The sequence below is a fragment of the Agrobacterium sp. H141 genome, assembly GCF_057158725.1.
The window spans coordinates 2,558,299-2,570,880 of record NZ_CM169893.1 but is presented as its reverse complement, the minus strand read 5'-3'; the positions used below and the strand labels follow the sequence as shown (position 1 = coordinate 2,570,880).

The 12,582-nt window shown below is 58.4% G+C and carries 12 protein-coding genes and 1 tRNA gene; 9 read left to right on the top strand and 4 right to left on the bottom strand.

Annotated features, from left to right (window positions below; all coding sequences use genetic code 11):
- The first annotated feature begins 121 nt into the window (after positions 1–121).
- Positions 122–1,513, top strand: coding sequence for a peptidoglycan DD-metalloendopeptidase family protein (locus ACWPM9_RS11745; RefSeq protein WP_484755260.1), 1,392 nt, complete (start codon positions 122–124; stop codon positions 1,511–1,513).
- Positions 1,514–1,576: 63 nt separating this feature from the next.
- Here ACWPM9_RS11745 and ACWPM9_RS11740 read toward each other — a convergent pair whose 3' ends face one another.
- Positions 1,577–2,455, bottom strand: coding sequence for an ATP-binding protein (locus ACWPM9_RS11740; RefSeq protein WP_484755259.1), 879 nt, complete (start codon positions 2,453–2,455; stop codon positions 1,577–1,579).
- Between the two features lie 223 nt (positions 2,456–2,678).
- Between ACWPM9_RS11740 and yajC the strand changes: the two genes are divergently transcribed.
- The 5 genes from yajC (at position 2,679) to ACWPM9_RS11715 (ending at position 7,531) form a co-directional block, all read left to right on the top strand.
- Positions 2,679–3,026 (top strand): preprotein translocase subunit YajC, encoded by a 348-nt coding sequence (yajC, locus tag ACWPM9_RS11735; protein ID WP_428186547.1) that lies wholly within the window; start codon positions 2,679–2,681, stop codon positions 3,024–3,026.
- A 64-nt stretch (positions 3,027–3,090) separates the two neighbouring features.
- Positions 3,091–5,646, top strand: a complete 2,556-nt coding sequence (gene secDF / locus ACWPM9_RS11730; protein WP_484755258.1) for a protein translocase subunit SecDF — start codon at positions 3,091–3,093, stop codon at positions 5,644–5,646.
- A gap of 4 nt (positions 5,647–5,650) precedes the next feature.
- Positions 5,651–6,037: an Mth938-like domain-containing protein gene (locus tag ACWPM9_RS11725; RefSeq protein ID WP_428186549.1), complete on the top strand. Its 387-nt coding sequence runs from the start codon at positions 5,651–5,653 to the stop codon at positions 6,035–6,037.
- A gap of 13 nt (positions 6,038–6,050) precedes the next feature.
- Positions 6,051–6,905 carry a phytoene/squalene synthase family protein gene (locus tag ACWPM9_RS11720; protein ID WP_484755257.1) on the top strand — a complete coding sequence of 285 codons (855 nt, stop codon included), beginning with the start codon at positions 6,051–6,053 and terminating at the stop codon, positions 6,903–6,905.
- 173 nt (positions 6,906–7,078) lie between these two features.
- Complete coding sequence (locus ACWPM9_RS11715) at positions 7,079–7,531, top strand: hypothetical protein (protein WP_484755256.1); 453 nt, start codon at positions 7,079–7,081, stop codon at positions 7,529–7,531.
- A gap of 60 nt (positions 7,532–7,591) precedes the next feature.
- On the opposite strand, the gene trmFO is transcribed toward ACWPM9_RS11715, so the two are convergent.
- The 3 genes from trmFO to ACWPM9_RS11700 all read right to left on the bottom strand — a co-directional run bounded on the left by trmFO (position 7,592) and on the right by ACWPM9_RS11700 (position 9,885).
- Positions 7,592–9,019: a methylenetetrahydrofolate--tRNA-(uracil(54)-C(5))-methyltransferase (FADH(2)-oxidizing) TrmFO gene (gene trmFO, locus ACWPM9_RS11710; RefSeq protein ID WP_428186552.1), complete on the bottom strand. Its 1,428-nt coding sequence runs from the start codon at positions 9,017–9,019 to the stop codon at positions 7,592–7,594.
- A gap of 280 nt (positions 9,020–9,299) precedes the next feature.
- Positions 9,300–9,443: a DUF1127 domain-containing protein gene (locus tag ACWPM9_RS11705; RefSeq protein WP_428186553.1), complete on the bottom strand. Its 144-nt coding sequence runs from the start codon at positions 9,441–9,443 to the stop codon at positions 9,300–9,302.
- Between the two features lie 295 nt (positions 9,444–9,738).
- A complete protein-coding gene (locus ACWPM9_RS11700) occupies positions 9,739–9,885 on the bottom strand; it encodes a DUF1127 domain-containing protein (RefSeq protein ID WP_484755255.1) in 147 nt (48 codons plus the stop codon).
- A gap of 600 nt (positions 9,886–10,485) precedes the next feature.
- Here ACWPM9_RS11700 and ACWPM9_RS11695 point away from each other — a divergent pair.
- From ACWPM9_RS11695 to ACWPM9_RS11685, 3 genes are all read left to right on the top strand, one after another.
- The gene (locus ACWPM9_RS11695) at positions 10,486–11,601 is read left to right on the top strand and encodes a DUF2157 domain-containing protein (RefSeq protein WP_484755254.1); all 1,116 of its coding nucleotides are present in this window, start codon (positions 10,486–10,488) and stop codon (positions 11,599–11,601) included.
- Positions 11,598–12,188 carry a GDYXXLXY domain-containing protein gene (locus tag ACWPM9_RS11690; protein ID WP_484755253.1) on the top strand — a complete coding sequence of 197 codons (591 nt, stop codon included), beginning with the start codon at positions 11,598–11,600 and terminating at the stop codon, positions 12,186–12,188. The genes ACWPM9_RS11695 and ACWPM9_RS11690 overlap by 4 nt, the downstream gene beginning before the upstream one ends.
- Before the next feature lie 140 nt (positions 12,189–12,328).
- Positions 12,329–12,413 (top strand) — tRNA-Leu (locus ACWPM9_RS11685).
- Positions 12,414–12,582 lie beyond the last annotated feature (169 nt).

Sequence of the window (12,582 nt, the reverse complement as noted above, 5' to 3'; positions counted from 1 at the left end):
TTGGATACGAGCTCGATTCTCTAAAATAGTTCACTCGGATTCGACACGGTTAACCGCGCAGTAACACTAACGCGGTTTAATAATCAGCATGTCAAGTTGCGTAAAATTATGGATACGAGTCATGCGTATGAGTGTCTTGTCGAAATCTCGACTGCCTGTTGCCCGCTTCGTAGGAGCAGCGCTCCTGGCGAGTGTCGCCACCGGCTGTAGTTCGGATGCGACACGATTTAGCTCTGTGTTCAACGAGGACACATTGACGACCGCCTCCATCGGAAATCGAAACATCACGGGCCTGAACGGCGGCGTCCCGGTGCCCTCGGCTGATGTTGCCTCCTCTGGCGGCTATGCTCAGTCGAATTCGACACCGGACTATTCCAACCGTCAGCAGGCAATGTCTCAGCCTTATCCGTCGGCACCCGCCCGCTACGATGCCAGTGGTTCGGCCTCGCCGGCACGCATGGCGACACAGCCATCGACTGTGGAGCGCGCCGAACTGGCAGCGCCGTCAGCTCCTGCAGCACGTCAGACCCAGAGCCGGGAAACGGCAATGGCTCAGCCGTTCCCGTCTGCGCCGGCGTCCAAACCGAAGTCCCAGCCGATCGTTCCAGAAGATGCGATCGTGACCGGTTCCACGCCGAGCAGTTCCGCGCGCAATGCGGCACAGCCCGCCAACTTCCCGACGAAGCTGCCAGCCCCTGCGCCGCGTCGTCAGCCGGAAGACAATGTCGCTGTCCTGCCAACCTCTGCGCAGACGCGTGAAAAGCAGCAGGCCTTGGCGCAGCCGGTTCCGTCCAAATCCTCCGCAGGTGGCAATGATCGCACGGCTGGAACCTACAAGGTGCAACCCGGTGATTCGCTCGGCAAGATCGCAAGTGCCAATGGCGTGTCTGTCGATGCGCTGAAGCAGGCAAACGGCCTGACGAATTCCAATATTCGTATCGGTCAGAACTTGAAGGTCCCAGGCGCAGCGCCAGTCCAGGCTTCAGCGCCTGCACCCGAGGTCAAGACGGCATCGGTGCCAACCAAGCCGGTCAAGATCGTCAAAGCTTCGGAGCCAGCCTCTTACACGCCGCCATCACAGACGGTAAAGCAGGTCGCAGCCATCGACACCAAGGACAAGGCGCCAGAAGAAACCGGCATTGGCAAGTATCGCTGGCCGGTCACCGGTGCGGTGGTGTCGCGCTTCGGTCAGAATGCAGGCGGCAAGCGCAATGACGGCATCGACATTTCCGTACCTTCGGGCACGCCGGTCAAGGCTGCCGAAAACGGCGTGGTCATCTATGCCGGCAATGGCCTGAAGGAGCTCGGCAACACGGTGCTGGTTCGTCACAACGACGGAACTGTCACGGTCTATGGCCACGCTGACACGCTCTCCGTCAATCGCGGACAAAAAGTGCAGCGCGGTCAGCAGCTTGCTCTGTCCGGCATGAGCGGCAGCGCCGAACGTCCGCTCCTGCACTTTGAAGTGCGCAAGGATGCGACGCCTGTCGACCCAATGACTTTCCTTGACTAAGGTTTTGCGTCTCAAGGAATACAATGAGAAAAGCCCGGGAAACCGGGCTTTTTTCGTTGCGCGTTAATCCTTGTTGAGGCGAACCCGCTCGCGTCCGGCGAGGTCCTGAATATATTGCCAGGCCACGCGACCGGATCTAGCACCGCGCGTTGTCGCCCAGGTCAGCGCCTCCCGATGCATCGCATCGCGGTCGAGCGACAGCGCGAAATGCTCCGCGTAACCGTCAATCATCGACAGATAGTCGTCCTGATTGCACTGGTGGAATCCCAGCCAAAGACCGAAGCGGTCAGACAGCGACACCTTTTCCTCAACCGCCTCGGACGGGTTGATCGCCGTCGACTGTTCGTTTTCCATCATATGACGCGGTAGCAGATGACGACGATTGGAGGTGGCGTAGAACAGCACATTGTCCGGACGCCCCTCGATACCGCCATCGAGTGCCGCCTTCAGCGACTTATAGGCCGTGTCATCATGATCGAACGACAGATCATCGCAAAACAGTATGATGCGGTAGGGGGCCGCCTTCAGCACGTCCATCAATTTTGGCAGCGAGGCAATATCCTCGCGATGGACCTCGATGAGCTTCAATGTGTCGTGACCAGCCTGAAGCAGGTCTGCGTGGACGGCTTTCACCAATGAGGACTTGCCCATGCCGCGCGCGCCCCACAACAGAACGTTGTTTGCCGGATAGCCGCCGGCAAAGCGTTCGGTATTGTCGTGCAGGATGTCGCGAACATGATCCACGCCGCGAATAAGTGTCAGCGCCACCCGGTTGGGTTTCGGGACCGGTTGCAGATAAGCGCGCTCCGGCGACCACACAAAACAGTCTGCAGCAGTCCAGTCATTGGTCGCCGGGGCAGGGCCGGCCAGTCGTTCGATGGCGTCGGCAAGCCTTGTGACTTCCGCAAGTAGCACCGTGCTGGTGTCGTTCGTGTCGGACATCTTGCTTGCTCCATCGGCTGATTTCAGCGGCATATTGATGCGTCAAAGTTATTTTACCGGCGGTTAGCATGGCCTTTTGCAGCTCGAAAGGGTATGAGGCGGAAAATCGGTACGCTTTGCGGCTGTTTTTGTTGCATTCACACGGCTCGCCACTATATTCCGGCGGCCTGCAGTGGCAGGGCGATCGCAGGTTGTGATCCAGTTCGTTTTAGGGAGTTTTCGTATGTTCTTTACACCAGCATTTGCGCAAGACGCAGGCGCCGCCACCGGTTTCGGTTCGTCCGGCCTTGAGATGCTTTTCCTGTTCGCGCCTTTGATGGTGGTTTGGTATTTCTTCCTGATCCGCCCGCAGCGCCAGCAGATGAAGAAGCGCCAGGAAACACTGACGGCCATTCGTCGTGGTGATCAGGTTGTTCTGGGCGGCGGTATTTCCGGCAAGGTCACCAAGGTGATCGACGATAACGAGCTCGAAGTCGAGATCGCAGATGGCGTGCGTATCCGCGCTGTTCGTAGCTATATCGCGGAAGTGCGCGTCAAGGGCGAACCGGTCAAGGCTGACGCCGCATCCTGATTACTTCAACGGGCGCATCTAGCGCCCGCTTTGCCTGCCAATAACCCCTGAATTCGAGAGTTTCATGCTGTATTTCTCGCGCTGGAAGACGATTCTGATCTGGCTCACCGTTCTTGGGAGCATCCTCGTCGCTGCACCCAACCTGTTCAGCAACGAGGAACTGGACCGGTTCCCGTCCTTCCTGCCGACTGGCAAGATAACGCTGGGTCTCGACCTTCAGGGTGGCTCCCACATCATGCTCAAGATCGAGCGTTCCGATATCGTCAAGGAACGCCTTGAGGCAACCGTTGGGGATGTTCGCAACAATCTGCGCGAGGCGGGCATCCGCTACAGCGGGTTGTCGGGAACGGGGCAGTCGATTCAGGTTCGCATCAGCGATACCAGCCAGTTGCAGGCCGCCAAGGATGCCTTGGCTCCTCTGACGGAGCCGGTCTCTGTCGGTGGCCTGACCGGTGGCTCGGTGAATGAAGTCACGTTGACGGAAGGCGAGGGCGGTCTCCTGAAGCTGGACCTCACGGATGCCGGCATTGCCTACCGCCTGTCTTCGGCGCTCACACAGTCCATTGAAGTCGTTCGCCGTCGTGTCGACGAACTGGGTACGACCGAGCCGGTCATCCAGCGTCAGGGCGAAGACCGCATCATCGTTCAGGTTCCCGGTCTTCAGGATCCTCAACGCCTCAAGTCCCTGCTGAACCAGACCGCCAAGCTGACATTCCAGATGGTCGATCTGTCCATGCCTGTGCAGGAGGCAATCACCGGTCGTCCGCCGGCATCGTCCGAAGTCATGTATTCGACGGATGATCCCGCAGTTCCCTATCTGATCGAAAAGCGCGTCGTCGTCTCAGGTGAAAACCTCGTGGACGCCCAGGCGAGCTTCAACCAGCAGAACAACGAACCGGTCGTGACCTTCCGCTTCGACAGCCGCGGCGCGCAGCGTTTCGCCCAGGCAACGCAGCAGAATGTCGGCAAGCCTTTCGCGATCATTCTCGACGATCAGGTCATTTCAGCGCCTGTGATCCGCGAGCCTATCGTCGGTGGCTCCGGTCAGATTTCGGGTAATTTCACGGTCCAAGGGGCCAATGACCTTGCTGTGCTCTTGCGTGCCGGTGCGCTTCCGGCAACGCTGACTGTCGTCGAAGAACGTACGGTCGGTCCAAGCCTCGGTGCAGACTCGATTCGTGCGGGCATCATTGCCGGTATCATCGGTGCCGCACTCGTCGTCGTCTTCATGATCGGTTTCTACGGCTTCTTCGGTGTGATCGCTGTGATCGCTCTCGTGGCCAACGTGGTGATGATCCTCGCGGTCTTGAGTATTCTCGGATCGACGCTGACCTTGCCGGGGATCGCCGGTATCGTGCTGACCATCGGTATGGCGGTCGACTCCAACGTTCTGATCTATGAGCGCATACGCGAAGAACACCGCAATGGCAGGCCTTTGGTTCAGGCAATTGACGTTGGCTTCCAGAAAGCCTTTTCCACCATCGTGGATGCCAACCTGACGACGCTGATTGCAGCCGTTGTCCTGTTCTTCCTCGGCTCCGGCCCCGTGCGCGGCTTCTCCGTCACGCTGGCCGTCGGTATCATGACCACCGTATTTACAGCCTTTACGTTGACGCGCTGGATGTTTGCCGAATGGGTGCGACGTACCCGTCCAAAGACGATGCCGAAGGGTGTTCGCACCGGTATCTTCGATGGCACGCAGATCGCCTTCATGGGCTTCCGTCGCTATACGTTCATCATCTCGGCGGCTCTTTCGATCGCCTCGGTGATCGCCTTCACAACAGTCGGCATGAATCTCGGTATCGACTTCAAGGGCGGCTCGATGATCGAGCTCAAGTCGAAGCAGGGCAATGCCAATCTCGCCGACATCCGAAACAGCCTGAGTGATCTCAACCTTGGCGAAATCCAGGCCCAGGGCTTCGGAGACCCGCAAAGCGTCCTCGTCCGCATTCAGTCGCAGGACGGCGGCGCCAATGCGGAGCAGTCCGCAATCGCAAAGGTTCGCGGCGCGCTGGAAAGTCAATATGAGTTCCGCCGCGTCGAAGTGGTCGGACCTGTGGTGTCCGGCGAACTGACCCAGTCGGCGACGTGGGGCGTGCTGGCGTCGCTGGCGGCCATCCTCATCTACATCTGGTTCCGCTTCGAGTGGCAGTTCGCCCTGGGCGCGATCATCGCCACACTGCATGACGTGATCTTGACCATCGGTTTGTTCGTGCTGACGGGGGTCGAGTTCAACCTCACCAGTATTGCAGCGGTGCTGACCATCGTCGGTTACTCGCTCAACGATACCGTGGTTGTCTATGACCGAATGCGTGAAAACCTCAGGCGCTACAAGAAGATGCCGCTCGACGTGGTGATCGACAGTTCGATCAACCAGACATTGTCGCGTACCGTTCTGACGGCTGTCACGACAATGCTGGCATTGGCGGCGCTCTACTTCTTCGGCGGTGAAGTCATCCGTTCGTTCACCTTCGCCATGCTGTTCGGTGTTGCCGTCGGTACATTTTCGTCGATCTATATCGCCGCACCTGTCCTGATCGCCTTCAAGCTGCGCCCGGAAAGCATGCAGGAAGCAGAAGAAAACAAGAAGAATGTGCGCGCCGACGGCGCGCAGGTTTGAGGCCATGGCACAGGGAATCGTCATTCGTGATGCGCATTTCCCCGGCAGCTCCCAGATCGATGCCTATGGCGATGGCGGTTTCCGCTTCGCCGACATGTCGCATCGGGGGTCGCTGCTGATGGTGCCATCGGGCATCTATGGGTGGTCGGTCGAAGAAGGCGATCCGCTGACAATCGAGAGTTTTCAGCGGGTACTCGATGAGGCCGGAGACATCGAGTTTCTGCTCCTTGGCACAGGCAAGCAGATGCGCCCGATCCCGGCGGATCTCAAAGCCGCCTTTCGCCAGGCCGGTATCTCGTCCGATCCGATGAACACGGGCGCGGCCGTTCGCACCTATAATGTCATGTTGGCGGAACAGCGTGCCGTTGCGGCTGCGCTGATCGCCGTTTGATCGGGGCGGCACCTTGGCCGATTCGCCGATAGACACAGAAACGCTCTGCCTCGATATCCTGCGCGATATCGATCGTGATCGCTATCTCGCATGTCTCTTGTCGCCAAAGGAAAAGCGCGGCGCGCTCGCGGCGCTTTATGCCTTCAATGCAGAGCTTGCCCGCATCCGCGACCTGGTGCACGAGCCTTTGCCCGGTGAGATCCGCCTGCAATATTGGCGAGACCTTCTGAGTGGCGGTGCCCATGGCTCCACGGAAGCCAATCCGATTGCCGCCGGTCTGTTGAATACTGTCGAAACCTATCGACTGCCTATCGAGCCGTTGCGGGCCATGGTCGAGGCACGTCTGTTCGACCTCTATGATGACGCCATGGAAAGCCGGTCGATGTTTGAAGGCTATGCAGGAGAGACCGCCTCTGCTCTCATCCAGCTCGCCGCCGTCATACTCGATCCGACGCAGGCTGCCGGATGCGCGGAAATAGCAGGCCATGCCGGGATTGCCCAGTCCGTCGCCGGTCAGATGCTGCTCATGCCTAGACAGCGCGCACGTGGCCAGATCTTCATTCCGCTGGATATCCTGTCGGCGACCGGCCTTGACCGCGATGGTTTCCTGGCCGGCATCGACGGAGCAAGAATTGCCGCGTCAATTGATGCCTTCGCGGGCCTGGGCTTCGAGCATTTGCAGAAGGCACGGCGCGCCGGGCGCATTCCGGCATCCTTGATGCCGGCATTTCTGACGGCCTGCCTCGCCGAGCCCGTGTTGAAGTCCGCGCGCCGCGCAGGCATTGGCGTCTTTTCCCGAGATCTGCGACCAAGCCAGTGGCGCCGTCAGTGGCGTATGTTCAAGGCCAGCACCACACGCAGTATCTGAGTAGCTGCGCTGTTCCTCGCGCCCTGTTCGGTTTAATATAGCCATTGTACAGCTGAGAGACTCTCCTGCTGCCTGCCTTTTGGTATGCTTGTCTGGAGGGTAAAATTCGCGCAAGCCTCGCGCGGTAACAAGCGCAGGCAAGCCGGCTCCGCCGGCAGATCTGGGGGCTGAATTTGACTTACTTCACTTGGACATTGATCATTGGCTGCGTCGTCATGTTTGCCTATTGGTCGACACGCATGGCCAAGCGAGACACGGGCGATGATTTTGGCGATGCAGGTCTGGCGATTGTCGAATTCGGGCGCGCATTTCCCGCGGAAGCCATTCGCACGCTAAGGACAACGGCCGATCGAAAAGTCGTTTTCGTGCGCCTGCATGACAACAAGGCCGGTATCATGCGCAATATGGGCAACCATTATGCCTGTCGCGTGATTGAACCGGGTTCCGTGCGCGTTCAGCCGACCAGCAATCGAAACGGCTTTGCCATCGAGTTTCGCGATGCGCCTGCTTTCAATGATGAGTTTGTCTTCTCCTCTGCCGAAGAAGCGGCAGAAGTCTCGCTGTGGATGCTGGGCAACTATACGACGGCTGCCGACATCAAGCCGGTGGAAAAATCTGCCGGCTGAGCAGCGAATGCCTTCAGGTGAATGAGCGCGTCTGAGTGACAGCCGCGCTCTTTATCGCTTTCATGAGGCGGTCTGACTCAGCCATTCCTGGCAGGTCTTCAGCGCACGTTCCGCCATCAATTGCTTCTTCATGATCGTCTTGTCCTTGCCACGGAAGCGCTTGACCCCTTCCGGCTTGACGATCGAACCCGGCTCCAGCTCGGGGAACAGTCCGAAATTGACATTCATCGGCTGGAAAGACCGTTTGCCCGGCTCCTCATCGCTGACGAGATGCCCGCCGGTGATGTGGTTGAGAAGCGCGCCAAGCGCCGTTGTCACCGGTGGCAGGCTGGGCGCTTCACCTTTTCGCTCAGCCGCTGCGAATCGTCCCGCAAGAAGCCCGATCGATGCACTCTCGACATAGCCTTCGCAGCCCGTGATCTGGCCCGCAAATCTCAGGCCGGGTCGTCCCTTCAGCTGCAGCGATGTGTCGAGCAGGATCGGAGAGTTGATATAGGTGTTGCGATGCAGACCGCCGAGCCGTGCAAATTCGGCATTCTGCAAGCCGGGGATCATCTTGAGGATTTCGCTTTGTGCGCCGTAGCGCATCTTCGTCTGGAAGCCGACCATGTTGTAGAGCGTGCCCAGCGCATTGTCCTGCCGCAGCTGCACGACTGCATAGGCCTTGACGGTCGGGTTATGCGCATTGGTGAGCCCCATGGGCTTCATCGGGCCGTGACGCAACGTCTCGCGACCGCGCGCCGCCATGATCTCGATCGGCAGGCAACCGTCGAAATAGGGGGTGCCTTCCCATTCGTGAAAACCGACTGTATCGGCTTCGATCAGAGCATCGATGAAGGCATTATACTGCGCCTCATCCATTGGGCAGTTGATATAGTCCTTGCCCGTGCCGCCCGGTCCCACCTTGTCGTAGCGTGACTGATACCAGCATATATCCATGTCGATACTGTCGCGGTGAACGATCGGCGCGATGGCGTCAAAGAAGGCGAGTGCCTCCTCGCCGGTCTTGGCCCGGATCGCTTCAGCCAGATCGGGAGAGGTCAGTGGACCGGTTGCGATAATCGCCTGGTCCCAGTCTTCCGGCGGCAAGACCGGTACTTCTTCGCGCACCACCGTAATCAGCGGTTCGGCTTCGATTTCTTTTTGCACAGCCAGAGCAAAACCGTCGCGGTCTACGGCAAGCGCGCCGCCGGCCGGTACCTGATGCCTGTCAGCGCAAGCCATGATCAGCGAATTGGCAAGCCGCATCTCCGCATGAATAACGCCCACAGCGTTGGAAGTCGCATCATCCGAGCGGAAGGAGTTTGAGCAGACAAGCTCTGCCAGCGTATCTGTCTTGTGTGCATCCGTGCCGCGTACGCCACGCATTTCATGAAGAATGACCGGCACGCCCGCGCGCGCGATCTGCCATGCGGCTTCCGAGCCGGCAAGTCCGCCGCCAATGACGTGAATGGGGGAATATTCAGTGTTTTGCATGGCGGCTGCCATAACATGTCATCTCGTGCATGTCGCGGAAAAGTGTCAGTCACGTCACGACAAAGACAGGCACGATCGGCATTTTTTGCAAGCGACGGAGGGGGAGCGAGATCCAGGCGGAATGACTGGTTTCTCCTCAAACGAAAAACGGCACCTCAAGGGTGCCGTTTTGGATGTTTTCCAGGCCGGGTTCCAGCTCTGTGACCATCTGCGTTGCCTCGTCATCTTCGGCTCGCGCCATACCTTGAACAAGGATGGGCTGGGTCGCAGGCGGTGCCGCAGCGCGGTGGTCTTAGCGGTAAGAACGGCTCGCGATATTGCGAATGTCGTAGCGGGTGATACCGATATCCGACAGAGCGTGGTTGGACAGGTTGCTCAGTTCTGACATGGTGCGGCGGTAAGAGAGCCAATGCTTAGCGATACGTACAGGGTTCATGGGTGTTTCCTCGATAGACTTTTGATTTTCTGGTGGCTGGGCTGTTTCTTTGTGCTCCAGCCTTGAGCGCTGTAATACACCCCTACAAATAAATTGTGCAGTGCAATTTTTGAGCGACTGCCATGCATTTGTGCAGGCGCTTGCGCAATAAACAGGCGACTTAGGGTTGGTGGGTAAAAAATGGCCTCATGACATTCTGCTGAGGCTGCTTAACGCAAGGCACAAAAAAAGCCTCCCGGAAGGGAGGCTTTTTGATCGGCTTGCACCCGATGGGTGGGGCCGGGAAGTCCGCTGATCAGCCGCGAACGGCGTCACGGGCAACGCGGTTGATTTCGCCACGGCCAATACCGAGGTCGCGAAGTTCGCGGTCGGACATGCGGCCAAGTTCTGTGACGGTCTGACGATACTTGCGCCAATTGTTGAGCGAGCGTGCAAAGTTCATGATGTACCTCTTTTGAGTTGTGCGCATCGCCCTCGTTGCGTGCGCTTCAATCTGATGGGACTAATGTATGTTGCGCTGCGAAAAATAAAAGCGCTAATCCCGTAGATCACCCATGCGTCATCTGCATAGCGGCGCGTGTCTTGCGTGTCGTTCGCCTCAAAATTGAGCATTTCAGAGACGAAAAGATGCCGTAGTGAGCCTTGGCTTGGCTCCTGCGCTGCGGACGGAATGTGAAGGAGAGCGGGGATAAGCTTGAAACAATAACGCCCACCGGGGGAGGAGATCCGGTGGGCGTCATTTGAGGTGGTCAGCAACTGGGAGGAGGAGTGCTGCCGACCGTATCGCGATGGCCTTTGGGAGGAGGAGTGCCAACGCGAAATTCTGGGTCTGGATCAGATATTCGGTGAACATCTTCGTTCCCGACCCTTGTTGATTTTGAATGTAGCCCAGTTCGCATCACTTGTGCAGTGCAATAATTTCATGGAAGCCATGCACATTTAGCATGGCCTCTTCATACGGTTCTCTGATGCTTGTCTTTTACGCGCCGCCTTCACTAAAATGCGGTGTCTTGTGACAAGTGCCAGTGCCGGGGGGGCGGAGATGTATCGTGGTAGACTGAAACGGGATCTCGATCTCTGGGCGAGCCAGGGCATCATCCGGACTGACGCAGCTGAGGCGATGCTGGCCGAGTATGATGCGCGCAAGTCAGCCTTCAGTATTGGCACGGTGCTCACCATGCTGGCGGCGGTTTTGTTGTCGGCCTCGATCGCAATGGTCATTGCTGCCAATTGGGAAACGATACCCCGTCTTGCGCGGATCGTTGCCGTTCTGGCGATGATCTGGATCTTTCACCTGGGAGCAGCACTCGCCGTCGCCCGTGGCTTTGTCCGCCTTGCCGGCGCGCTGCTTGTGCTCGGCGCCGCCAGTTTCGGCGGTGCGATTGCGCTGGTCGGTCAATTATATCACCTGTCGGGCGATGCTGTGCAGGCAGCCTTGTTATGGTTTGCCATGACGATGCTCTCGGCCGCGCTGTTCCGCTCTATAGCCCTGACGACCATGGCCGGTGTTCTGCTCTGGTCTATTCTGGTCGCAGTGATCGACCAGAGTAATTTCAACTGGTCTGCGGGATATGCTGGCATACTGGTCCTGTCGGCCATGCTGCTCTCGGCACTGATCGCCTGGACGAAAGCAATCCATGTGCAGCATTTTGTCTATCTGCTGGTGCTGGCACTTCTCTTCTGGTGCTACGTCGCAGATGGCGGGGAGGGCACCGCCCTGACAATTGCTCTGGTGGCGCTGCTGCTTTTTCTGGCTGCCACGCTGAGAGCTTCGCCACTGTCACCTATTGCGGCCAGGATCGGACCCGCATTGCCATTCTATAGTCTCGCCGCCTGCATGTTGGGCCTTCTCTTTCTGCATGTTGATTTCGATGGAGACGGCCTGGCGAGTGTTGTTCTGGCGGTCGTGACCCTGGGCGTTGCAGTGTTGGCCTTGGTGGTGTCGGGCCGGGACAATGGCGCAGTCCGTGCGCTCGCCTATGCCTGTTTCTCTGCCGAAATTCTCTACCTCTCCTATGAAACGATCGATTCGATGCTCGAAACATCCGGCTTCTTCTTTATCTCCGGCTTCGTGGTCGCCGCGCTCGCTTTCATTGCCATAAGATTGGAGAAGCTGTTTTCGGCCCGCGCGGCGGAACGGAGAGGGGCACGACCATGAGGATGCCGCTTTCTCTCGCAAGCCCTGCACGCCGCGCATTATTGTCTGCCCTTGTGGTGGCCACTCTGATGACCGGTTTCATCGCATTCCAGATCGAAAGCCGTGCATCGATCCTGCGCAACGGCACTGAGGTGCTGTTGCGCACAGCGCCCGTCGATCCCCGCGACCTGATGCGCGGGGACTACGTGATCTTGAGCTACGACATTGGCAGGATACCGTTGGAGTTGCTGAGCGCCGACGAGGGCAAGAGCGGCTGGGGCTCCGTCTGGGTGCGCTTAAAGCCCGCCGATGATGGATACTGGCAGGCAGCGGAAGCCTCCTTCGAGCCTCTGCGTTCGAAAGAAGGCAGTGCGATCATCCGCAGTCAGGCTTTTGATCGACGCGATCCAGCCGAGGCCTACGGTGATTATCGTCTCGATTACGGCATTGAACGATTCTATGTGCCGGAAGGCGAGGGGCTGGCAATCGAAGAGGCGCGCAACGAACAACGCGTTTCTGTTGTCGTGCGCGTGTCTGCCTCCGGCGTGGCCCAGATCCGCAGCTTGATGCTGGACGGCACCGCTATCTATGACGAGCCCCTGTACTGAATACGGCTGATACCGCCGGACCTTTCGTGAAATGCCGGTTGAACCTTTTCATTTTTCCTTTGCGCACACGAAAACGGGTGATATAGAGACGCGCGCTCCGAAGGGGGCCTTGCGCATGCGGTGGCATGCGGTCTTGAGACGCGGGTATGGTGAAATTGGTAGACACGCCAGATTTAGGTTCTGGTGCCGCAAGGCGTGGGAGTTCAAGTCTCTCTACCCGCACCAAGGATGCCAGACAGCGTAGGACGATCGGTCTTCGAAAGAAGTCGATGCTGTTCGCGCCGTTTACGGCATTGGCTTCCTGGGGCAATGGGCTTTTGGCCGTATGGCTTTGGAATGTGCATCGCCACGTCCGGGAAACAGTTTCCGGCTCCGTGCTCTAAGAACAACATGG